The organism is Amycolatopsis speibonae (assembly GCF_042647925.1).
Taxonomy (GTDB): Bacteria; Actinomycetota; Actinomycetes; order Mycobacteriales; family Pseudonocardiaceae; genus Amycolatopsis; species Amycolatopsis speibonae.
On record NZ_JBHRWK010000074.1, the window covers coordinates 85,558 to 108,107 of the forward strand.

Annotated in this window: 16 protein-coding genes; 4 read left to right on the plus strand and 12 right to left on the minus strand. The window is 69.7% G+C overall.

Features of this window, described 5'->3' with window-relative positions:
* Positions 1-31 precede the first annotated feature (31 nt).
* The 3 genes from ACFOSH_RS35995 to proB are packed head-to-tail and all read right to left on the minus strand — an operon-like array spanning position 32 to position 3,572.
* Positions 32-1,201, minus strand: a complete 1,170-nt coding sequence (locus tag ACFOSH_RS35995) for a pyridoxal phosphate-dependent aminotransferase (RefSeq protein WP_378244767.1) — start codon at positions 1,199-1,201, stop codon at positions 32-34.
* Positions 1,202-1,218: 17 nt separating this feature from the next.
* Positions 1,219-2,469: a glutamate-5-semialdehyde dehydrogenase gene (locus tag ACFOSH_RS36000; protein ID WP_378244769.1), complete on the minus strand. Its 1,251-nt coding sequence runs from the start codon at positions 2,467-2,469 to the stop codon at positions 1,219-1,221.
* Entirely contained in the window at positions 2,466-3,572 is a 1,107-nt protein-coding gene (proB, locus tag ACFOSH_RS36005; protein WP_378244771.1) for a glutamate 5-kinase, read from the minus strand. The genes ACFOSH_RS36000 and proB overlap by 4 nt, the downstream gene beginning before the upstream one ends.
* 131 nt (positions 3,573-3,703) lie before the next feature.
* Between proB and ACFOSH_RS36010 the strand changes: the two genes are divergently transcribed.
* From ACFOSH_RS36010 to ACFOSH_RS36020, 3 genes are read left to right on the plus strand one after another with little or no spacing between them, the layout of a single operon-like run.
* Complete coding sequence (locus ACFOSH_RS36010) at positions 3,704-6,847, plus strand: non-ribosomal peptide synthetase (protein ID WP_378244773.1); 3,144 nt, start codon at positions 3,704-3,706, stop codon at positions 6,845-6,847.
* Positions 6,844-7,575: an alpha/beta fold hydrolase gene (locus ACFOSH_RS36015; RefSeq protein ID WP_378244775.1), complete on the plus strand. Its 732-nt coding sequence runs from the start codon at positions 6,844-6,846 to the stop codon at positions 7,573-7,575. The genes ACFOSH_RS36010 and ACFOSH_RS36015 overlap by 4 nt, the downstream gene beginning before the upstream one ends.
* Positions 7,572-8,660 carry an acyl carrier protein gene (locus ACFOSH_RS36020; RefSeq protein WP_378244777.1) on the plus strand — a complete coding sequence of 363 codons (1,089 nt, stop codon included), beginning with the start codon at positions 7,572-7,574 and terminating at the stop codon, positions 8,658-8,660. Before ACFOSH_RS36015 ends, ACFOSH_RS36020 begins: the two co-directional genes overlap by 4 nt.
* Positions 8,661-8,718: 58 nt before the next feature.
* On the opposite strand, the gene ACFOSH_RS36025 is transcribed toward ACFOSH_RS36020, so the two are convergent.
* The 9 genes from ACFOSH_RS36025 to ACFOSH_RS36065 form a co-directional block, all read right to left on the minus strand.
* Positions 8,719-10,269 (minus strand): amino acid adenylation domain-containing protein, encoded by a 1,551-nt coding sequence (locus ACFOSH_RS36025; protein WP_378244779.1) that lies wholly within the window; start codon positions 10,267-10,269, stop codon positions 8,719-8,721.
* A complete protein-coding gene (locus ACFOSH_RS36030) occupies positions 10,266-11,558 on the minus strand; it encodes an MFS transporter (protein WP_378244781.1) in 1,293 nt (430 codons plus the stop codon). Before ACFOSH_RS36030 ends, ACFOSH_RS36025 begins: the two co-directional genes overlap by 4 nt.
* A gap of 13 nt (positions 11,559-11,571) precedes the next feature.
* Positions 11,572-13,986: a condensation domain-containing protein gene (locus tag ACFOSH_RS36035; protein ID WP_378244783.1), complete on the minus strand. Its 2,415-nt coding sequence runs from the start codon at positions 13,984-13,986 to the stop codon at positions 11,572-11,574.
* Positions 13,987-14,003: 17 nt separating this feature from the next.
* Complete coding sequence (locus tag ACFOSH_RS36040; protein WP_378244785.1) at positions 14,004-15,563, minus strand: AMP-binding protein; 1,560 nt, start codon at positions 15,561-15,563, stop codon at positions 14,004-14,006.
* Positions 15,563-15,808, minus strand: coding sequence for a phosphopantetheine-binding protein (locus tag ACFOSH_RS36045; RefSeq protein WP_378244787.1), 246 nt, complete (start codon positions 15,806-15,808; stop codon positions 15,563-15,565). Before ACFOSH_RS36045 ends, ACFOSH_RS36040 begins: the two co-directional genes overlap by 1 nt.
* 109 nt (positions 15,809-15,917) lie before the next feature.
* Positions 15,918-17,153 (minus strand): metal-dependent hydrolase family protein, encoded by a 1,236-nt coding sequence (locus ACFOSH_RS36050; RefSeq protein WP_378244789.1) that lies wholly within the window; start codon positions 17,151-17,153, stop codon positions 15,918-15,920.
* 85 nt (positions 17,154-17,238) lie between these two features.
* Positions 17,239-17,685 (minus strand): hypothetical protein, encoded by a 447-nt coding sequence (locus ACFOSH_RS36055; RefSeq protein ID WP_378244791.1) that lies wholly within the window; start codon positions 17,683-17,685, stop codon positions 17,239-17,241.
* A gap of 97 nt (positions 17,686-17,782) precedes the next feature.
* On the minus strand, positions 17,783-19,009 hold the full coding sequence (locus ACFOSH_RS36060; protein WP_378244793.1) for a cytochrome P450 family protein: 1,227 nt from the start codon (positions 19,007-19,009) through the stop codon (positions 17,783-17,785).
* Positions 19,010-19,063: 54 nt separating this feature from the next.
* A complete protein-coding gene (locus ACFOSH_RS36065) occupies positions 19,064-19,300 on the minus strand; it encodes a ferredoxin (protein ID WP_378244795.1) in 237 nt (78 codons plus the stop codon).
* 322 nt (positions 19,301-19,622) lie between these two features.
* Between ACFOSH_RS36065 and ACFOSH_RS36070 the strand changes: the two genes are divergently transcribed.
* A complete protein-coding gene (locus ACFOSH_RS36070) occupies positions 19,623-21,881 on the plus strand; it encodes an immune inhibitor A domain-containing protein (protein WP_378244797.1) in 2,259 nt (752 codons plus the stop codon).
* Positions 21,882-22,550 lie beyond the last annotated feature (669 nt).

The window sequence follows — 22,550 nt, forward strand, 5'->3', positions numbered from 1 at the left end:
TTCGATGATCACCCGATCCGGTGGTTCCCGCTCAGGTCGTGGCGTCGATCAGATTCCGGATCGCGGCGATGCCCCTCGCCACCCGGTACGGCGACTCAGTGCCGACGGAGATCCGGATGTGCCGGTCGCACGACTCACCGTAGGCGATCCCGGCCACCACGCTGACCGCGCTTTCCCGCAGCAGCCGGGTGGCGAACTCCTCCGAGTCCAAAGTGGACCCGCCGAGCGAGGCGAACAGGTAGAACGTCGCCGAGCCCGGCAGGGTCTCGATGCCGATGTCGGCGAGCTGGCCCGCGACCTCTCGGCGCAGGTCCACGACCCGGCGGATCTGCGGACGGGTGATCGCCAGGATGTCGTCGAAGTGTTCGGCTAGGTACCAGGACAGGATCGTCGGCGCGCAGGTGATCAGGTGTTGATTGATCTTCAGCACCTGATCGATCAGGTCGCGGTGCGCGATGAGGTAGCCGACCCGCCAGCCGGAAACCCCGTAGTTCTTGGACATCGAGTTGACCGTGACGGTGTGCCGCAGCTCCGGGTCGAACGAACCGCAGGCCCGGAACGGGGTCTCCGGCGGCACGAACTCGTGGTACGCCTCGTCGGCGATCACCACCAGGCCCCGCGCGTCCGCCAGATCGTGCACGAACTCCAGTTCGGCGTCGGTGTGCACCCGGCCGGACGGGTTGTTCGGATTGTTGATCACGACGGCCCTGGTGCGCGGCGTGACGTAGCGGCCGAGGTCGAACACGCTCACGTCGTGCGGCACCAGCACCGGGACGCCGCGGCAGAGCCGCACCTGCTCGGGGTAGCTCAGCCAGAACGGCTCCGGGATGATCACTTCGTCGCCCGGCTCGATCACCGCCAGCAGCGCCATGTAGATCGCCACCTTGGAGCCGGCGGTGACGACGATCTCGGTGTCGGGGTCGACCGGGACGTCGAAGTCGGCCCAGTACCTGGCCAGCCGCTGCCGCAGTTCCGGCAGCCCGCGGGAATGCGAGTAGTGATGCAGTCCGTGCCCGGCCAGGTCGTCGAACCGCGGCAGCGGCAGGTCGAAGAACGCCTCGCCGAGCGAGAGCGTGATGATGTCCTGCCCGGCCGCGCTCAGCTCGTAGACCAGGTTGTTGTACTTGATGGACAACGCCTGCGCCGCACCGTCCACAAGGGACGACGGCCGGAGCGGCGATGGGGTTCGGACGGTGGTCATGGGACTCCCCGGCTCCTCTACACGACTCTCGTCTGTCCGGTTCCCCAGACGACGTTCTTCACGGTGGTCAGCGCGGTCAGCCCGATCGGGCCGCGGATGTGCAGTTTCTGTGTGGACACGCCGATCTCGACGCCGTAGCCGAACTCGCCGCCGTCGGAGTAGCGGGTCGAGGTGTTGACGAACACGCTGCCGGAGTCCACCTCGCGGGCGAACCGGCGGGCCACGTCGATGTCCCGCGCGACGATCGCCTCGGCGTTGGAGGTGCCCCACCGGTCGATGTGCGCGATCGCCGCGCCCACGTCCGGCACCACCCGCACGGCCAGCACCAGGTCGAGGTACTCGGTACCCCAGTCCTCTTCTCGCGCGGCGACAGCCTTGGGCCAGACTTCGCGGACGGTCGCGTCACCGCGGATCTCCACGCCCGCGGACGCCAGCTCGTCGAGTACGCCGGGCAGCCAGTCCCTGGCCAGTTCCTCGTGCACCAGCAGGGTTTCCATGGCGTTGCACACGCTGGGCCGGGAGGTCTTGGCGTTGACCGTGACCGCCGTGGCCATGTCCGGATCGGCCGAGTGGTCGATGTAGACGTGGCAGTTGCCGGCGCCGTCGATCACCGTCGGCACGGTGGCGTGGCGTTCGACGGATTCGATCAGCTCCGGGCCGCCGCGCGGCACCAGCAGATCGACGAACTCCTTGGCACGCATCAGCTCCTTGGCGGCTTCGCGCGACGGATCGGTGATCAGCCGGACGACGCCCGCGGGCACCGCGTCATGCCGGGCGATCGCGCTGTCCAGCGCCGCCATGACCGCCTTGTTCGTCGCCATGGCCATCGACGAGCCGCGCAGGACCGCGCAGTTGCCCGATTTCAGGCAGAGCGCGGCGACTTCGGCGGTGACGTTGGGCCGGGCCTCGTAGATCACCGCGACCACCCCGATCGGCTCGCGGACCCGCTCGATCAGCAGGCCGTTGGGCCGGGTCCAGCCCTCGACCACCTGCCCGACCGGGTCGGGCAGGTCGGCGATGGTCCGGATCGCCGAGACCAGACCGGTCATCCGCCGCTCGGTCAGGGTCAGCCGATCGACCAGCGTGGCCGAGACGCCGTTCGCCCTGGCGGCGGCGACGTCCGCGTCATTGGCCAGGATGATCTCCGCCCGGTTGTCCTCGATCGCCGCCGCCATGTCCAGCAGCAGCGCGTTCTTCCGCGCGGTGGTCAGCCCTTTGACCGCGCTCCAGGCCTCGGCCGCGGTACGGCAGACGTCGGTCACCGTCATGGCAGGTCCTCCCTGATCTGTACGTAGTCGCCACCGGCGACCACGGGTGTGGTCGGCGGGCAGCCGGGCTCGACGGCACGGCTCAACGGGCCGCGGGCGAGCGGCCGCCCGTGCTGGTCACAGAGGTCGATCACATCACCGGGCACGACGACGCCGTGGACCGAGGCGACATGCCGGTGGCACACGGTTTCGCCCCGCGCGACGGCCTCCCCGCCGTCCGGGGTGCAGTGCAGTTCCCCGACCGGCGGGGTCCGGAAGGCGCGCCAGAGCGTTCCGATTCCGGGCGTCGCACCGGTGACCGCGCGCGGCGGGAACACCGTGCCCGCCGGACGGCCGCAGTGCGCGGCGACCAGCACGTCGGGGTCCGCGCTCTCCGCGATGACCGTGCGTACCCCGCTGAACGTGGCGATCCAGCACGCGCCGAGCTTCGTCAGCATGCCGCCGGTGCCGCCGTCGCCGATCGAGCCACTCGCCTGGCGCTCGGTCTCGGCCGTCAGCACCGGCACCTCTTCGATGTGCCGGGCGCCGGGGGCCAGTTTCGGGTTGCTGTCGTAGAGACCGGGCACGTTGGTCAGCAACAGCAGCAGTTCGGCCTGGAGACAGCCGCCGAGCAACGCGGCGAGGACGTCGTTGTTGCGCACGCCGAGCGCGTCGTTCTCGTTGACCACCGGGACCATGCCCAGTGCCAGCATGGTGTGCAGGGTGTGCCGGACGCCACCGCCCCGGCTCTCCTCGACCAGGTCGGGCGGGGTGAGCAGGAGCTGGCCGGTCTGCACGCCGCGCTCGGCGAACGCGGCCTGGATGGCCGAGTACAACCGCGACTGGCCGAGCGCGGCGGCCACCTGCAGCGCCACCGGATCGTCCACGGCCAGCGCGGGATGCAGGTCACGGCCGATCGCGATGGCCCCGGAAGCGAGCAGGACCGGGCGCAGGCCCGCGATCAGTCCTCTGTGGACGGTCTCGCACAGCCTGTCGAGCTTGACCGCGTCCAGCCTGCCGCCGGTGATCAGCGAGGACGTGCCTATCTTGAGCACCACCCGGCCACCCTGTGACGCCAGGTCGTCGGCGGGCGTCGCGGTGACGGGCGAGCTGTTGGTCGACATGCCGCAGATGCTCACCGCCCGCGATGTACCGCCGATGTGCGCGCGATACGCCGCCGGTGTTGCGCCCGCGCCACAGCGCGCTTGCATCCCGGGAACATCGGCGGTACATCGGGCCCGGCGACGCTCTCGGCATGACAGCCGAACTCCAGCCGGCCGACACGGCGACGCTTCCCCTCACCGAGTCCCAAAAGGGCCTGCTGGTGGTGGACAGCCTGGTGCCGACGAAGCAGATCTACAATCAGGTCATCCAGTTCGACCTCGATCCGGCCAAATGCGCGGCCCCGCTGGCCGACACGGTGACCCGGGCGCTGATCACCCTCCTCACCGTCCAGCCCGCGCTGCGCCAGGTCTTCCGGCTGCAACCGGAAATGCACGCCGTGTTGCGGCCTCCGCCCACCGCGGAAGAACTCCCGATCGAGTCGCTCTCCGTGCCGCCCGCCGAGTACGCCGCCACGGTCGCCGAGCTGGGCCGGGAGATCGGCCGTGCGCCGTTCGACCTGACGACGGGACCGGTGTACCGGTTCGGCTTCGTGCGCGCCACCGACGACAGTGCCGCGGCGATCATGATCTGCGGGCACCATCTGGTCGGCGACGGCGTGTCCATGGGGCCTATCGTGCGCGACCTGGACCGGGCCCTCGCCGGACCGGTGGACGTGGAGACGCTGCGGGCGAGCCGGGAAGCCGCACTGGGCAAGGAACTCAACGCCCAGAACCGGGCCTCGGGCTCACCGCGCACGGCCGAGCAGGTCACCGCCTGGGCCGAGCGCCTGCGCGAAGTCCCGCCGCTCGTGCTGTACCCGCGGCCCGACCGTCCACACCAGACGGAGTTCGCCGGGCAGCGGCTCTCCTGGACGCTCGACGAGATCGAGACCGAGCGGTTCCAGGCCACCTGCAAACGGCTCGGCGTCAGCCCGTTCGTGGTGCTGTCCGCGGTGTACGGCACGGTGCTCGCCCGGCACGGCGGGGTTTCCCGAGTGCTGATCGGCAGCCCGTTCACCGCGCGGCGCACCATCGGCTCGTACGACCTGTGCGGGTTCTTCGTGAACACGTTGCCGGTCACGGTCGACGTGGACTGGACGCGCACCGTCGACGAGCACCTCGACAAGACCGTCCGCACCGCGGTGGACCACTGCCGGTCCGCGGTGGACGTCCCGTTCAACCGGCTGGTGGCGCAGGTGCAGCCGGACCGGCCGAGCGACCGCAACCCGCTGTTCTCCTGCATGCTGGCCATGCAGGACACGTTCGACCCGGCGACCGGGACCGGCGCCGTGGTCGGCGCGTACGAGCCGGGCAACGGCACCGCGAAGTTCGACCTCTGGCTGGGAGCCACCCCGGTCGACGGCCGGTGGCTGCTCGAACTGGAGTACGACAGCGCGCTGATCCCGCCCGCGGTCGCCGACGGGCTGGTGAACTCGATGCGGACGGCCCTGCGCCGGGCGGTGGCCGACGGCTCGCTGACCCTCGCCGAGTTGTTCGACGACGCCTCGGCCGTGGCGAGCCGTCGTCACGACGGCTATCCGGCGCAGGTTCCGGCGCCGACTCTCTACGAGTGGTTCGCCGAGACAGCGCGCCGGACGCCGGACGCGGTCGCCGTCACCGAGCCCGGCCGGACGCTCACCTACGCCGGACTTTCCCGTACCGCCGAGCGCATCGCTTCCGGGCTCGCCGCCCGAGGGGTCGGCCCTGGCGACGTCGTCGGGCTGCGGTTGGACTCCCTCACCGAGACCGTCGTGTCGATACTGGCGATCCTGCGGCGCGGCGCGACCTACCTGCCGCTGGAGTCGAGCCTGCCCGCGGACCGGCTGTCGTACATGGTGCGGCAGTCCCGCTGCCGGGTGGTGATCGGCTCCGATGTCACGCTGCACGGTGTCGAGGTGGCACCGGCCGCCGCCTTCGAGTCCGATGTGGACACTCCGGCGGCGGCGACGGCGGAGTGCCCGGTGTACGTGATGTTCACTTCCGGCTCGACCGGCCTGCCCAAGGGCGTGCTCATGGGCCACCGGCCGTTGCTCAACCTCGCCGCCTGGCAGATCTCCGCACTGGACATGACCGGGGACAGCCGTTTCCTGCAGTACGCGCCCGCCGGTTTCGACGTGTCGTTCCAGGAGATCCTGCCCACGCTGCTGGCGGGTGCGACCGTGGTGTCCCGGGAACCGGCCGACCGGCGCGACTTCCCCGAGCTGGTACGCCGGGTCGCCGACACCGCGGTGACGCATCTGTACCTGCCGGTGGCGGCGCTGCGCCCGTTCGTCCTCTCGGCGCGGGCCCGGCGAACCCATCTGCCGTCGTTGCGGCACCTGTGCGTTTCGGGTGAGCAGTTGCTGGTGGACGAAGAGATCCGCGCGTTCTTCGCCGACCATCCACAGTGCACACTGGTCAACCACTACGGGCCGACCGAGACCAACGCGGCGACCACCTGGCGGCTGACGGCGGGCGACCCACCGTGGTCGCGGCATGTCCCGATCGGTTTGCCGCTGCCGAACGTGACCGCGTACGTGGTCGACGACACCGGTCATCTCGCGCCGGCGGGCGTTCCCGGTGAGCTGCTGCTCGGGGGCCGCGCCCCCGCGGCGGGCTACGTCAACGACCCGGACCGCACCGGGGAACGGTTCCTGCCCGACCGGTTCACCCCGGGCGAAAAGCTCTACCACACCGGCGATCACGTGGTGCGGGACGAGCACGGCGCCCTGCTCTTCCTCGGCAGGAACGACACCCAGGTGAAGATCCGTGGCTACCGGGTGGAGCTCGGCGAACTGGAGGCCGTGGCGACCGGACTGCCGGACGTCCGGCAGGCGGTGGCCGCGGTGCGGGGTGACGGGATCGACCGGCGGCCGCTGCTCTTCCTGCTGCCGGAGCCCGGCGGCGCACCCGACCACGAGCGGGTCCGGGCCGCCCTCACCGAGCGGCTGCCGTCGTACATGGCGCCCGCGGAGATCATCGACATCGAGTCGGTGCCGACGTCCCGCAGCGGCAAGACCGACCGCGCGGCGCTGGTGACACTGGCCGAACGGCTGAGCGCCCAGCGTGCCGCCACCCCCGCCCCTGCCGCCGAGTACGCCGACGACCTGGAACGGGAGCTGGCCGGGATCTGGGCCGAGGTGCTCGGCGTACCCCAGGTCGAGCGGGACCGCCCGGTGCTGGAGTACGGCGCGCATTCGCTGAACATCTTCACCGTCGTGGGCCAGGTCCAGGAGCGGTACGGGGTGGCCGTGCAGCTGGTCGAATTCTTCCGCTCGCCGACCGTGGCGACGCTGGCAGCGCTGGTCCGGCAATGAGCGAGCCGGTACGCGAGGAGCCGCCGAGCCGGCTGATCACCCTGTTACGCCGCAAGGACCGGCCGGTGTGCGTGATGCTGCCCGGCGCGGGCGGCGGGCTGAACCCGTACTTGCGGCTGGCCTCCTACCTCGGCCGGTCCTACAGCGTCTACGCCGTGCGCGCGGCCGGGCTGGTGCCCGGGGACACGGTGGAGGACAGCATCGCGGCGATGGCCGACTCCGCGCTGTCCGCGCTCGGCGACCGCACCCCCGACCTGGTGTTCGGCTGGTCGCTGGGCGGCACGATCGGCTGGGAGGTCTGCGTGCGGCTGGCCGACCGGGGCAGACGTCCGGATCTGGTGATCGTGGACAGTTCGCCGTTGCCCCGGCACGCCACGGCCGACGCGGACGAGCGGATCAGGAAGCTCATCGTGGCGGGCCTCGGGCCCCGGCCGGACGAGCACACCGTCGCCCGGGTGGAGCGGACCTTCCGCGCGCAGGTGCGCGCGCTCGCCGGATACGCCGCCGATCGCGAGTATCCCGGCCGGGCGCTGCTGCTGATGTGCGCGGACGCCGACGACGGCATCTCCGGCCGCGACGTCGCGCTGCGGCGGTGGAGCGAACTGGCGCCGGACCTGAAGACGGCCACGCTGGACGCCGGGCACTATGAGGTGTTCGACCCGGCGCATCTGGACCGGCTCACCGGCGAGATCGGCGCGTTCCTCGGCCGGGAGCAGGGCTCGCGGTGACTTCGCCTGCCGAGACCTACGACCGGCTCTGGTCGCCGCTGCTGGAGACAGTGCGCGCGGACGCGCTGGACTGCGTCCAGGCCAACCTCGCCGTGCTGGCCGACAGGCACGGCGGGGCGGGCGCACATCTGTCGCTCGGCGCGCCGCTGCGGTTCGATCTCGAACCGGGGCCGCGGGTGGCCGCGTCGCTGCCGTACCGGCTGGCCGCCGCGCAGGAGTTGCTGGGGCTGCGGGTGACGCGGCGCTGGGACGGCGTCGACGGCGCCCGGTTGCGGGCGCTGGCCGCCGAAGCCGGTCCACTGTACGTGATCGCCGACGCGCACGACCTGACCTGGACGCCGTACGCCGGCCGCCGTCACACCGAGCACACGTTCCTTCTGTCCACATCGGACACCGTGGTCGACGCCTATCACGACGAGACCCCGTGGGGCCCGTGCCGTCCGGGCGTCTGGCGGATCTCCCCCGCCGAATTGGACGCCCTGCCGCCCACGGCCACCGCGCTGCGGTTCGCCACCGAGCCTGTCGCTCCTCCGCCGGACATCCTCGCCGCGAACGCGCGAGCCATGGCCGACGCCGTCCCGGCCATCGACGCCTACCTTTCGGCGGACCACGGTGAGGGTCTGGTGCTCGACATCTGGCTGCTCGGCCGGTCCCGTCTGCTGCACGGCGCCTGGCTCGCCCGGCACGACCGGCCGAGCCCCGAGATCGACGAGCAGGCCCGAGCCTGGCTCACGCTGGCCTCGAAGAGCTTCGTGGCCTGGCGACGTTCCCATACCGGCGCCCCCACCGCGGCCGTACTGGACGACCTGGGCCGTCTGCTCCACGAGGACGTCGCCATCGCCGCGCGGCTCGCGGCCCGCCACGCCGTACTCTCCGCGATCCAGGAGGTGCTGCGGGTCGACGAGCCCACCGTTCGCGCCGCCACCACCCTGCGCGAACTCCCCGGTTACAACTCCTTCGGGCTGGTGGAGATCATCGAGCGGGCCGAGGCCCGGCTGGCGGTGGTCCTCCAGGACGGCGACCTGGCTCCGCAGGCGCTGCAGGACATCGACTCGCTCTGCGCGATCTTCGCCTCGCGCGTTTAGTCCTCTGGATGCGGTAGTTGCGCGTGCAAGGACCGCATCCAGAGGACTAAATGCGTCATCAACGCGTCTCCTCGCCTATTTCCGCGGCGAGGCGGCGGCGGTCGATCTTGCCGCTCGCGTTGACCGGGAAGGCGTCGACGTGGTGCAAGGTGTTCGGCACCATGTACTCCGGGAGCCGGCGGGCGACAACGGCGGTCAGTTCGGCAGTTCCGACAGGCTCGCCGGTGTAGAGGGCGTGCAGCACGGTCCGCCCGCCCGGCGCCGGCGCCGCGATCACCACGGCGTCCCGCACTCCCGGATGCGCGCGCAGCACCGCCTCGATCTCGCTGAGTTCGATGCGATAGCCACGGATCTTGACCTGGTCGTCCAACCGTCCGATGTGGACGAACTCGCCGTTCTCCCGGCGGACCCGGTCGCCGGTGCGGTACCAGTCGTCCCCCCGCGGCGGGCCCTCGGCCACGACGAAAGACGTTTCTCCACGCAAGAACCGGCCGCGGTCGTCGGCCGGGTCGAGATAACCGTCGAAGCGCTGGCCGCCGCGCACGCACAGCTCGCCGTCCTCGCCCGCGCGGCCGTCCTCGGTGACCAGCACCGCGTCGAGCGCGTCGTGTGGCCGTCCGATCGGCACGGTGCCGTTGGAGGTGTCCGGCCACGACCCGGGATCCGCGGGCAGCCGGTACGCGGTGACCGTGACGGTGAGCTCGGTGGGGCCGTAGGCGTTCTCCACCACACTGTTCGGTGCGGCGGCGGCCCAGGCCCGAGCCTGGTCCGCGGTCAGCTGTTCGCCGGCGAAGACGCTCCAGCGCAGCTCCGGCATCACGCCGGGGCGCAGCCCGCGTAGCCGTCCGGCCAGCGACACCACGGACGGGACCGAATACCAGTGGGTGATCCGCTTGCCGGTGACGAACGCCGCCGGGGTGAGCACCTCCGCGTCGGAGGGCACCACCAGGGTCGCGCCGGTGCTCCACGAGACGAACAGGTCGAACACCGACGGGTCGAAGGTCAGGTCGAAGGTCTGGGAGAGCCGGCATCCGGGCGTGACGGCGTAGCGCTCGACACAGTGCGCCAGATATCCGGCCACATTGCGGTGCCGGATCGGCACCCCCTTGGGCGTCCCGGTCGAGCCGGAGGTGAACAGCAGGTAGGCAACGGAGTCGGGATCGCCGTCGTAGGGCGGGTTCCACGGCTCGGGCAGGCGTTCTCGCCAGACACCGAGCAGCGGCAGCGCGACGGCGCCGGTGCCGTCCACGACCTCCGCCGCGGCGGCCGCGCCGGCGTCGTCGGCCACCACCACGTCGACACCGGCCGCCACGCACATGGCCCGGTTGCGGCCCGCCGGGAACTTCGGGTTGAGCGGGACGACGACCGCACCGAGCCGCAGTGCCGCGAGGTAACCGGCGTAGGTGGCGAGGCTGCGCGAGGCCAGCAGGCCGACCGCGTGCGGACGCCTGCCCGCGGCCCGCACCAACCCGGCGGCCAGCCGGTCGGTGAGCAGGCGGAGCTCACCGTAGCTCAGCACGTCGTCACGCACGTCGATCGCCGTCGCGCCGGGGCTTCTCCGCACGGTGTCGAGGAACCAGCCGTACATCGTCCCTTGTGGATCGATCACTTCCCGCTGCTTTCCCCGGCCGGGGCGTCGGCCTCCGCGACCGCCGCCGCGGTGATCACCCGCAGGAACGGGTAGATCATCAGCAGGCAGACGATCGCGAAGCAGCCGAACGCGACCTGGAAGCCGAACAGCTGGGCGAGACCGCCGGCGAGCGCCGCGGCCACCGGGAGCATGCCCCAGGAGAGCAGCCTGCTCGCCGCGCTGAACCGGCCCAGCAGCTCGTTGGGCACCAGCGACTGGCTGATCACCCGGGAGTTCACCGTCCACATCGTGCCGCCGACGCCCGCGAAGAACGCGGCGACGCCGACCGGCCAGACACTGGACGGCGTACCGGGTACCACCGCGGGCACCCCGACCATCAGCACCGTGCCGACGATGTCGACGAACATCGCCCACCGCCTGCCGATCAGCCGGTTGACCGGGCCGACCAGCGCCGTGCCGAGCACACCGCCGGCACCCAGACTGGTCAGCAGGAAACCGTACTGCGCGGGGGTGAGGCCGAGCGGCCCGCCGACCGCGTACGCCGGGATGAGCGCGTACCAGGCCGCCCAGCACCCGGCCATGACCGTGATCAGCGCGGACATCGTCCGCAGCAACCGGTGCCGCCACAGGAAAGTCAGGCCTTCGCGGATCTCCACCCTCGCCGGCCGTCGCTCCTTGCCCGGCTTCACTCTGAAGTCGCCGGCCAGCAGGGTCAGCAGCAACGCGCCGAACAGGTACACCGCGCCACTCGTGCCCAGCGCCACGGCGAATCCGGCGGCGACGAGGAACCCGCCGACCGGCGCGCCGAGGAAACTAAATGTGACGTACTCGGTCGCGGTCAGCCGCGCGTTCAGCGACTGCCAGCGGCTCTTCGGCGTCACCGTCGGGATGATCGACATCGCGGACAGCTGCGCGACCACCTCCGCGACGCCGAGTACCAAGGCCACCCCGAAGATCAGCGGCAGGTTCACGACGTCCGCCGCGACCGCGAGCAGCATCACCGCCATCGCGGCCATGCGCGCGAACTCGGCCCCCACCATCAGCGACCGCCGGTTCTTGCGGTCCACCAGCACGCCGATGTGCAGTGCGGTGATCAGCCACGGAAGCGTCAGCATGATCGCCACCGCCGCGATCAACGCCGGTGAGCCGGTGACCGTGGTGGCCAGCAACGGAAGCGCCACCCGCATCACCGCGTCCGCGGTGTTGGTCGTTCCGGTGAACGAGATCAGCAGCCATTCGTTGCGCCGCGGCGACGGCGGGGTCCCGGCGGTCGCGACGGCGGGCACGGGCGAGGGTCGTTCGGACACAGCACCTCCAAGGTCACGTCGAGCGCGTCGCGGTGACGCGGAGCCTGTCGACGGCGCGGGCGATTTCCGTGACCACCGGGGCCCGGAGGACGCCGTAGTGATCGGCCTCGACCCGGACCAGGCGCGGCGGTTCGGTGAACTGCGCCGTCCACTGGTCGACCTGCTGCTCGGTCAGCTCCGCCCGCACGAGCAGCGCGGAAGCCGCGAGCGGCCGTTCGTTGACGTACGAGCCGACAGCGTCGGTGTGCCGGTTGAACGTCGCCCACCGCTCGAGGAGCATCGCCACCGAAACCGGCTGTCCGCTCGCCGTGGCCAGCCGTGCCGCCAGCACCCGCATGCTCAACTCGGGATCGCCGGGCGTGGTCCGGGCGGGCGTGCCGTCGAGGGTCACGCCGAACGTCGCGGCCATGTTCTCGGCGAAGACCTGGTACACCACGGCGTCCCGCACCTCGCGGGGTATGTCGTGCCGGACCGGGGGCGTCGAGTCGAGCAGCATCACCGGCGGCGGGGCGCCCTGGCCGGTGGCCGCCATCTCGAACGCGATCTGCCCGCCCATCGACCAGCCGCCGAGGAGGTCGGGACGCAGGCCCTCGGCATCGAGATCGGCGCGGAACCGGGCCGCCATCGCCGGTATCGAGTCCAGCGGGGCGCGTTCCTGTGACGCCGTGACGCGCCAGCCGGGCGGCAGTCCGGCCACCAGCTCGTCGTAGTCCCGCACGGTGCCGCCCGCGCCGGGCAGCAGGTGCAGGTGCGGGCCGTCGCCGTCCCGGAGGGTGACCAGCGTGCTGCCGTCGTCGGCCTCGACGTCGCCGGCGAGCTGCTCGGCCGCCCGCCGCGGGGTCGGCTCGGTGAGCCACCTCGTGATGTCCAGCGTCACCCCGCTTTCCGCCTCGATGGCCGACGCGAGCTGGACGACCTTGAGCGACCGGCCGCCGGTGGCGAAGAAGTCCTCGTCCGCCCCCGTCGGCGGAGTGCCGAGCACCTCCGTCCATACCCGGCGGACCTGGTCGAGCGCCGCGGACTCCGGCATCTCCGTGGTGTCCAGCTCCGCCGTGGTGACGGTGTGCTCCAGATAGGCGGGCGCTGTCCTCGACCGGACCTCGATGGTGCCCACCGGCAGTTCCGGGTCGATGCCGCCCTCCGCGAGGATCCGGTCGATGTCCTGGAACAGGCGCTGCGCCGTCGAATGGTCGAACCGGCCGACGTTGTACTCGGACTCGACGATGTACTCGCCGTCGAAGTCGAAGACCCCGAAGCCGAGGTCGGTGCGGGCAGCCCGGTTCGGCGCGCGCTGCAGCTTCAGCGCGGCGTCGCCGAGCCGCAGCCCGACACCGATCGATCCGTACCAGGTCACCAGGATCGGGATCGCGTCCCGCAACCGGGCCTGCGCCGATTCGGTGAGTGCGCCGTACACCAGCGAGAACGGCACAGTCTGGTGGGCGAGGCTGGCCCACATGCCGTCACGGACCCGCTCGACCACCGTGCCGAACGAGTCCCCGTCCTCGACGACGGTCCTGGTGACCAGGACGTTGGCCAGATAGCCGACCAGTGCCTGGTCCTGCGGTGTCATGCGGTTGGCGCTGACCAGGCCCGTGCACACCTCCGGTCCGGCGCCTCCGCGGGCGAGGACCGTCTGCAGCGCGGCGAACAGCACGCTGAACGGGGTGGTGAAGTACCGCTTGGCGAGTGAGCCGATGCCGTCGACGGCCTCCCGGCTGAAGACGAACCGCACCATCCCGCCCTTGTTGCCGGTGCCGGTGTAGGTGTGCCTGTCGGCGACCAGGGTCGTGGTCACCGCGCCGTCCAGCTTCTCGCGCCAGTACTTCAGGCTCGCGTCCCAGCGGCCGTCGGTGCGGGCGGCGTTCGAGGACAGGATGTGCTCCCGGAACGACACCGGCTCCGTGTCGAACACCGGGGCCTCGCCCGCCACCGCCGCCTCGTAGGCCGTGGCGAAGTCGTCCATCAGCAGTTGCATCCCCCACCCGTCGACGAGGGCGTGGTGGACGGTGACCAGCAGCTCGTGCTGATCGCCGACGGTCACCGCCACCAGCCGGGCCGCCGGGGCGACGTCCAGCGCGAGCGGACGCTCCTGGATCTCCCCCGCGATCGACCGGAGCAGGGGCTCCACCGGCGTGGAACCGGGATCGTCGGTCTCGATCCACTGCGGCTCGACCTCGACGTGGTCCACGACGGACACCATGATCGCGCCGTCACGGTGGTGCAGGCTCGCGCGCATCGCCTCGTACCGGTCGACGACGGTCTGCCAGGCGACGCGCAGGGCGTCGAAGTCCAGCGGACGGTCGGCCTTCAGCGGCCAGGTCTGGTTGTAGACGGACTTGTTCCTGGCCCTCTGGTGGATCCACCACAGCATTTCCATGAGGGCGCTCGCCGGGATCATGCCGGTGTCCGTCGCGACGGGAGCGTTCAACGGGAATTCCTTTCCGGTTATCGGCGGACGATCGGCGAAATCTCTTCGGTCAACGCCTTGCGATCGACCTTTCCGTTGGCGGCCAACGGGATGCTGTCGCGCTGGTGGTAACCCCTCGGGCACATGTAGACCGGGAGGTCTTCGAGCAGCCGGGCGAACTCGCCCTCGTCCACGGGATCGCCCGAATAGACGGCGTGCAGATCCACCTCGCCGTCGGCGGCGGTGAGCGCGACCACGACCACTTCGGCGATCGACGGATGCCGTCGCAGTGCCGACTCGATCTCCCCCAGTTCGACCCGGTTGCCCCGGACCTTGATCTGGTCGTCGACCCGGCCGAGGTGGACCAGCTCGCCGATCTCCCGGCGGACCCGGTCACCGGTGCGGTACCAGTGCCCGGCGGTCAGCGGCTCGGTGCCGTCGTAGACCGTGCCCTGTTCGCCGTCGAAGGCCAGGAACCGCCCGGCGTTGTCGACGGGGTCCAGGTAACCGGGGAAACGCTGCGGGCCACGCACGCACAGCTCGCCGTCCTCGCACCGCCGGAGGTCGTCGTCGAGCAGGGCGTACTCCAGATGCGGGAAGATCTCGCCGATCGGCATGGACCGGTTGGAGGTGACCGGCCAGTCGGAGCGCACGGCGGGCACCTCGTAGCCGGTGCAGATGACGGTCAGTTCCGTTGGCCCGTAACAGTTGTGGATGGTCGCGTTGGGTGCGGCGGCCCGCCACACCTCGACCTGTTCGAGGTTCAGCGGCTCGCCGCCGAACATGCCCCGGCGCAGATCGGGCATGCTGCCCGGGGCGAGGGCGCGCAGCCTGCGGGCGAAGGAGATGATCGACGGCACCGAAAGCCAGTGTGTGAGCCGCTTCTCGTTGACGAAGCGAACCGGCGCGAACACCTCGCTGTGCTGCGGGACGCACAGGGTCGCGCCGGTCCCCCAGGTGGCGAAGAGCTCGACGATCGAGCCGTCGAAGAAGAGCTCGAAGGTCTGCGAAACCCGGCAGTCGTCGGCGAAACCGAACCGGCGGATGTTGTCCTCCAGCAACGAGGAGACACAGCCGTGCGTCACCGGCACGCCCTTCGGGCTCCCCGTGGAGCCGGAGGTGTAGATGATGTACGCGACATCCCCGTCGCCGGAGCCGATCTCGGGCAGCGGCTCGCCGCCCTCCAGCAGCGCCCGCCACCGGTCACCGGTCAGGTCGACGATCGGGATGCCCGACTGCCGCGGGTATTCCGGCAGCTGCTTGGCGGAGGTGTCGTCGACGATCGTCACGTCCAGGCCGGCGTCCTTGGTGATCACCAGGTTCCTGGCGACCGGCGCGCCCTGGTTGAGCGGCACCACCGCGGCGCCGACCCGCTGGATCGCCAGGTATCCCACGTAGCTCGTGAGGCTGCGCGACGTCAGCAGGCCGACCCGGTCCGGGCGCCTGCCCGCGGCCGACACCAGCCGTACCGCCATCCGTTCGACGGCGGCCCGCAGCTCGTCGTAGCTCAAGGTGAGCCCGGCGACCTCGATCGCCGTCGAGGAACCGTAGCCCGCCACCGAATCGCCGAACCAGTCGAAGAGTCTGCGAGTCGTCATCACACGGCTCCGTCCTGGCCGGTGGCGGCCAGATCGGCCAGCCAGTGCTTCAGATCGGCGACCGTGTGGAGGTCGACCAGCCGGGTGGCGTCGATCTCGGCGTCGTCGTCGCCCGCCACGTCGACAGCGAGACGCAACAGCGCCAGGGACTCCAGACCCGCGTCGAGCAAGGGCGTCGAGTCGTCGAAGGTGAAGGTCGCATAGCGCGTGATGATGGCGTCGAAATCGACAATCGTGTCACTCATCGGCATTTCTCCATGGGCCGGGGCTTCGTCATCGAGACCATCGCCGCCGCGGTTGTTCTCTTGATGTACTCGGGTTCTACGGCCACTGTTCCCCCAGGTCAGGACTGTCCTAAATAGACTGTTTCACTCGTCGGCCGGACTTCCAGACGTCGGTCACGTGCGCCGGATCGGCGAGAACGTCGATGTCCAGCACCGGATCCGCGTCCAGCAGGAGCACGTCCGCGTCGTAGCCGGCCAGCAAGCGGCCGGAACGCGGCGCCTGCGGTCCAAGGGTGTCCGGCGCGGTGGCCGTGGCCATCTCGATCGCCTCCAGCGGCATGGCGCCGCCCTTGACCATCAGTGAGAGTTCGATGCCGCCCTTTCCCCACTGGGTGGGGCGGCCGGGTCCGGTCATGGCCAGGTCGGTGCCCAGCGCGATGGTGACACCCGCCTCGCGGGCCAGCGAGATCGCGTCGAGGTGGCGTCCCGCCACCCCCTCCAGCTTTCGCTTGGCGTAGGGCGGAACCAGGTCGCTGGTGAGCAGAAGGTGGATGATCGCGCGGGCGGGCACCAGGATCGCCCCGGTCTCGCGCATCGCCGCGGCGGACTCCTCGTCCAGGTAGGTGCCGTGCTCGATGGTCCGCACACCCGCCTTCAGCGCGGCCATGATGCCCGGTTTGCCGTGGCAGTGCGCGGCGACCACTCGCTCGGCCTGGCCCGCGACCTCGACGATCGCGGCCAGTTCGGCGTCGGTGAACTGCTGGTGCACCGGATGGTCCACTTCGGACAGAACGCCGCCGGAGGCGAAAACCTTGATCAGCTTGGCGTTGTTGCGCAACTGCTCGCGGGCGGCCCGCGCGCATTCGGCCGGTCCGTCGGCCAGCCGCAGCTCGCCGCCGAGATGGCCGAAGTCGTTGATCCACGAGACGGGGAAGCCGTGGATGTCGCCGTGGCCACCGGTGGTCGACAAGGCTGTGCCCGCGCTGTAGATCGTCGGCCCCTCGATGGTGCCCTCGGCGACCGCGCGGGCCAAGTGGATCCCGAGACCGCCGACCTCGCGGATGGAGGTGAAGCCCGAATCGAGGCAGGCACGCAGGTCCGACACGCAGCGGGCCGCCCGCAGCGCGATCGGCTCGTGCATCAGATCGTGCAGGTCCGCGCTCCGCAGACCCATGAAATGGCCGTGACAGTCCCACATTCCGGGCATCACGGTATGCCCGCGGGTCACGTCGGCGCCGGGGGTGGCCGGCGCCTCGTCACGCGGACCGGCGTAGCGGATCCGTTCGCCCTCGACGATCACGACACCGTCCGGGATCGGAGCGCCGCGTCCGGGAACCAGTTGGGATGCTTCGATGCGCTGCTGCATGCGGGCCAGAGAAGCAGACCGCGGCGGGTTCGGTCACGCGGCGACGCTTGCGCATCGCGATCGGCCGCTCGCGGAAATATGATCGTCAGGCACGGGTGAAACTCATGATCCAGTTGAGTTCCCAGCTCGCGCCGCCGTCGGTCGAGAAGGACTGCTCCCAGCGCGCCGAGTTCTCCGTGATGTCCGACCAGACGAAGCGGACCCGCACGGGGGTGCCGCCCTCGGTGTCGTCGCCGTGGAAAACACCACGCCCGTCGGTGAATTCGCCGATGACAGGAGGAAAGAGCGTCCCGGTGTCACTGCTCGACCAGTTCAGGGACCATTTCCCGGTGGCGGGGTCGAACAAGCGCAGGGTGAGCCCTCGGACACCGTCCGGGAAAACGATTTCGTCGACGTTGGCCTTTCCTTCGAAAAGGCTCCAACTCTTCGCGGGCGCGGTGAATTCGACCCAGTCTTCGCTACCGATGAGCCGCTTCGTCAGGCGGTGGTTGTGGACATTCCAGGATCCTACGAGGAAATCGAAATCGCCCATGCCGCGACGGTATCACGCGATCGGGCGCCGGCCGCGCCTCGTGAAGACGCCCGTGCCCCGCCACGCTGAGCCTTTCGTGGCGGGGCAGGCGAATGGCCTAGCCGTGCAGGGAAACCGGCAACGAGACGAGGCCGTGCATGATGGTGCTGGTCTTCCACCGGAGCTGCTCCGGATCCCCCGCCAGAGCCAGGTCCGGGTACCGCTCCAGCAGCCTGCCGATGCCGATCTCCACCTGAAGGCGGCCCAGCGGCGCGCCGGCGCAGTAGTGGATGCCGTGCCCGAAGGCCAGATGGCTGCCGAGCCCGCGGGTGAGGTCGAGCTGATCGGCGTGCTCGAACTTCTCCGTGTCGCGATTCGCCGAACCCAGTGCCACCACCACGATCTCCCCACTGGGGATGGTGACGCCGTCCAGCGTGATGTCGCCGGTGGTGAAGCGGAAAGTCGCCAGGCTGACCGAACCCTCGTACCGCAGCAACTCCTCGACGGCGGCGGGCAGCAACGACGGGTCCGCCAGCAGCCGGGCGAGCTGCTCCGGATGGCGGAGCAGGGCGTAGACCCCGTTGCCGACCATGCTCAACGTGGTGTCGTGCCCGGCCACCACGAGCAGGAAGACCATCGCCACCAGCTCGTCCTTGCTGAGCCTGTCCCCCTCCTCGGTCGCCAGGACAAGGGCGCTGAACATGTCTTCACCCGGATCGGCGAGCTTCGCGTCGATCAGGTCCTCGGTGAACTTCGCCACCGCGGCCGAGGCCGTGGCGACCTCTTCCGCGGTGTGGTTGGCCCCGACGAGCGTGTTCGTCCAAGCCCGGAAGACCTCGCGGTTCTCACGCGGCACGCCGAGCAGCTCGGCGAGGACCGTGATGGTCAGCGGGGCGGCCAGCTCTTCGATCAGCTCCACCTCCCGTTTGCCCGCCATCCGGTCGAGCAGTTCGTCGGTGATCTCCTCGATCCGCGGCCGCAGCAGCTTCACCCGCCGCTCGGTGAAGGCCTTGCCGACCAGTCTGCGCAGGCGGACGTGGTTCGGCGGATCGCTGTTGAGCATGTGCGCGGCCAGCTCGTCGTCAACGGCCGCGGGAGCCTTGTCCGGCGACTCCGCGTGCCGGGCGAACAGCTCGTTGACCCGCCGCCCGTCCTTGCTGATCCGTGAATCCGCCAGCAGGGCACGGGCCTCGTGGTAGCGGGTCACCATCCACACCTTGATCCCGTGCGGCATCATCACTTCCCGGGGCGGGCCCGCTTCCCGTAACCGCGCGTACAACGTGTAGGAATCCTGGACGAAGTCGGCCGAGAGTCTCTCGACATTCGTCGTTCGACGGCTTTGCATCAACGTCCTCCACGTACCCGGCGGGCCGGGCACGGTGTCTTGTTCGAGTCAGGGTCAGTCGAGGGGCGCCAGTACCTCGCCGGTCGCCACGTCCACGACGCGAATCGCTTCCCGTGGGCAGGAGTCGGCCGCGGCGAGCACCTCCTCGTCGGCACCGATCTCCCCGTCGACCGGCTGCGACCTGTCGTCGATGATCCGGAACCGGTGCGGAAGGTCTCCCACGCACACCCCGGAACCTATGCACGAGTCCTGGTCGACGATGATCCGCCAACGGCTACCGCTCTCGGTCATGTCAGTCTCCTCGGAATCGAACGGCGCCCTCAAGCGTTCAACTGCCGCTCCGGAACCAGTTGAACGGCGGAGCCGATCGTTCAGGGGAACGGCTTGTGGCGCAAGGTGTTCTCTCACCGACAGTAGACGGTCGCGAGGATTGTTGGCCGAGCCGGGCGTGAGTGGTAGGCAGTGTGGACCCAGAATCACCATTCACGTCCACCGGGTTGTCCGGGAGGGATTTCCTTTGTTGAGAAGACTTTGCGCGGGACTGTGTCTTGCTTCCCTCGTCGCCGGCTCGACGGCCGGCCTTCCAGTCGCGTCCGCGTCTCCAACGGTCACGGTGGCCGAAGGCGCCCGAGGCGGGGACGACCTGCCCGGCACCGGCGACGTGCAGCGCAGGCGACTGCGGCAGACCGCGCTCGCGGATGTACTGAAGGGCAACGAAGTCGCCGAGCGGCGCGGCGCGAGCACCGTGGTCAAAACCGGCCGAAAGCCCGCTCCGAAAGCGAAGAACGGCCTCGTCGACGAGTACGTCGAGCTGGCGAGGGAGAAGACCGACCGGATCTTCGTGGTGCTCGCCGAATTCGGCGACCGGCGTCATCCGTCCTACCCCGACGTCGACACGGACCCGGCCATCCCCGGCCCGGTGCGCTTCGACGGTCCGCGTCACGACCAGATCCCCGAACCCGACCGGCGGATCGACAACACCACCATCTGGCAAGCCGACTACGATCGACGGCACTACCAGGATCTGTACTTCTCCACCGCGCCCGGCGCCAACTCGCTCACCAACTACTATCGCAAACAGTCCTCCGGCCGATACTCGGTCGAGGGCACGGTCAGCGACTGGACCAGAGTGCCGTTCAACGAGGCCCGCTATGGCCGTTCGAACGGGTTCCCGTGCGCCGGTGTCGTCTGCGCCAACTCCTTCGACCTGGTGGCCGACGCGGCCGACGCCTGGTACGCCGGGCAACTCGCCGCCGGCCGGACACCTGCGCAGATCCGCGCGCAGCTCGCGACCTTCGACACCTGGGATCGTGACGATTTCGACGGGGACGGCGACTTCAACGAGCCGGACGGTTACCTCGACCACTTCCAGATCGTGCACGCCGGCGCAGACCAGGCCGACGCCGATCCGATCCGCGGCGAGGACGCGATCTACAGTCACAGCGCCTACGCGTTCGACAACACCACCTCCGGCCCGGACGGCAACCTCCGGGGCGGCACCCAGATCGGCGACAGCGGTCTCTGGATCGGCAACTACACCATCCAGCCGGAGAACGGCGGCGTCAGCGTGTTCTGCCGCGAGTTCGCCCACGATCTCGGCCTGCCCGATCTGTACGACACCAACGCCGGCGCGAACAATGTCAGCTGGTGGTCGCCGATGGCGCAGCAGCGTGTCTCCGGCCCCGGCGAGGTCATCGGCACCCGCATCAACGACCTGGACGCGTGGTCCAAGCTGCAGCTCGGCTGGCTGGACTACGAGGTCGTGGTGGCGGGCCGGACCCGCACCCTCGAACTCGGCCCGCACGAGTACAACTCGACCAAAGCACAAGGCGTCGTGGTCGTACTGCCGGACAAGCCGAAGACGTTCCACTATGGACAGCCGTTCGCCGGCCGGAACCAGTGGTGGAGTACCAAGGGCAACAACCTCTCCACCACGATGACCAGGCCGCTCGACCTGACCGGCAAGACTTCGGCGTCGCTGACACTCAAGGCCCGCTATGACATCCAACCGGACTTCGACTTCCTCTACACGCAGGTTTCGGCCGATGGCGGCGTCACCTGGACAGCGCTGAACGGCACCGCCGGTGGCGCACCCTTCCAGCGGGATTTCGGCGGCCGTCCGGGACTTTCGAGTAGCAGCGGCGGGAACTGGGTCGACATGACAGTTCCGCTCGACTCGGTGGCGGGCAAGAACGTCCTCCTCCGTTTCCAGTACCGCACCGACGGCGCCTTGGCCCGTAGCGGTTTCTTCGCCGACGAAATCGCCATCACCGCGGACGGCGCGCCGGTGCTGACCGACGGCGCGGAGAACGGGGCGAACGGCTGGGCACTAGACGGCTTCCGGACGGCGGCCGACACCGAGACCCGCGTGTTCGACAACTTCTATCTCGCCTCGAACCGCACGTACGAGTCCTATGGCCAGTACCTGCGCACCGGTCCCTACAACTTCGGGTTCCCGGACAAGCCCGCCTTCGTCGAGCACTTCCCGTATCAGAGCGGGCTGGTGGTGTCCTATTGGGACACGTCCGAAATGGACAACAACACCAGCGAGCACCTCGGCTCCGGCCTTATCCTGCCGATCGACGCGCATCCCGCGCCGATCTACAACCTCGAGGGCGTCCCCTGGCGATCCAGGATCGCCGGCTACGACATGCCGTTCTCGCTCCGCAAGGCCGACTCGTTCACGCTCCACGTCAACGGGAAGCCGAGCTACATCCGCGGGCAGGACGCCGTCTCCCTGTTCGACGACACCGGGACCTTCCTGTTCCCCGACCAGCCGAACGCCGGTGTGGTCCTCCCTGCCACCGGAACCACGATCCGGGTGCTTTCGCAGTCCGGTACTTCTATGCGGATTCGGGTGGGGCAAAAGTAGGGGGCGGGAGCCTCAGGACCGCCCGACCGGATGCCCGATCGACGGTGGAGGAATCGGGACACTCAACGTCCCGATTCCTCCACCGTCGCGCGAAGACCCTCGTCGCCTTGCTTCATTGCAAAGAAGGGCAGGGCAAAGGTGTCGAGCGACGGCGCGAGGTGTCACTCAGGGTGACGGGTGTGTGGAAATAGGGACGCTCAACGTCTCTATTTCCACACACCCTCCCTGTCCGGCTGTCGTGACCGGTCCGGTCACGACGGGACTGTGTGGATTTCCGGTCATCCAACGCACCAAAATCCACACAGTCGGCGCCAACGGCCCGGTGTCGCGCAGAGTCACTGGCACCGTCCTCGATAACCCCACTTGCCACCCTCGACCCCTTCACAAAACGCTCACAGCGGACACTTCGAGACCATTTGTCCCTTATGGACAGTTGAGGTCGCGGCCGACTCCCTGCGAGTCAGTTCAGCCCACGCTGCGAAAGCCCCTTCTTTGAAGCCGACAGCGAGGGTCGATCACGCCATATTTGCCGTTGAGGTGTGCGCCGAATGTGGCATTGGGACGGTGAGCTTGGATCCACCGGCGTGTTTGTTGGATGGTCTTGATGGTGTTTGTTGATCATGTGTTTGGTGGGTGGGTGTGGTGGATCACCGGTCGTCGCATCCGGTG

What these genes read in the sequence shown, in the direction of transcription:
- ACFOSH_RS36060 (WP_378244793.1), bottom strand. Translation starts at nt 19,009, where the DNA reads ATGCAAAGCCGTCGAACGACGAATGTCGAGAGACTCTCGGCCGACTTC.
- ACFOSH_RS36040 (WP_378244785.1), bottom strand. Translation starts at nt 15,563, where the DNA reads ATGACGACTCGCAGACTCTTCGACTGGTTCGGCGATTCGGTGGCGGGC.
- ACFOSH_RS35995 (WP_378244767.1), bottom strand. Translation starts at nt 1,201, where the DNA reads ATGACCACCGTCCGAACCCCATCGCCGCTCCGGCCGTCGTCCCTTGTG.
- ACFOSH_RS36000 (WP_378244769.1), bottom strand. Translation starts at nt 2,469, where the DNA reads ATGACGGTGACCGACGTCTGCCGTACCGCGGCCGAGGCCTGGAGCGCG.
- ACFOSH_RS36050 (WP_378244789.1), bottom strand. Translation starts at nt 17,153, where the DNA reads ATGCAGCAGCGCATCGAAGCATCCCAACTGGTTCCCGGACGCGGCGCT.
- ACFOSH_RS36065 (WP_378244795.1), bottom strand. Translation starts at nt 19,300, where the DNA reads ATGACCGAGAGCGGTAGCCGTTGGCGGATCATCGTCGACCAGGACTCG.
- ACFOSH_RS36015 (WP_378244775.1), top strand. Translation starts at nt 6,844, where the DNA reads ATGAGCGAGCCGGTACGCGAGGAGCCGCCGAGCCGGCTGATCACCCTG.
- ACFOSH_RS36045 (WP_378244787.1), bottom strand. Translation starts at nt 15,808, where the DNA reads ATGAGTGACACGATTGTCGATTTCGACGCCATCATCACGCGCTATGCG.
- ACFOSH_RS36055 (WP_378244791.1), bottom strand. Translation starts at nt 17,685, where the DNA reads ATGGGCGATTTCGATTTCCTCGTAGGATCCTGGAATGTCCACAACCAC.
- ACFOSH_RS36010 (WP_378244773.1), top strand. Translation starts at nt 3,704, where the DNA reads ATGACAGCCGAACTCCAGCCGGCCGACACGGCGACGCTTCCCCTCACC.
- proB (WP_378244771.1), bottom strand. Translation starts at nt 3,572, where the DNA reads ATGTCGACCAACAGCTCGCCCGTCACCGCGACGCCCGCCGACGACCTG.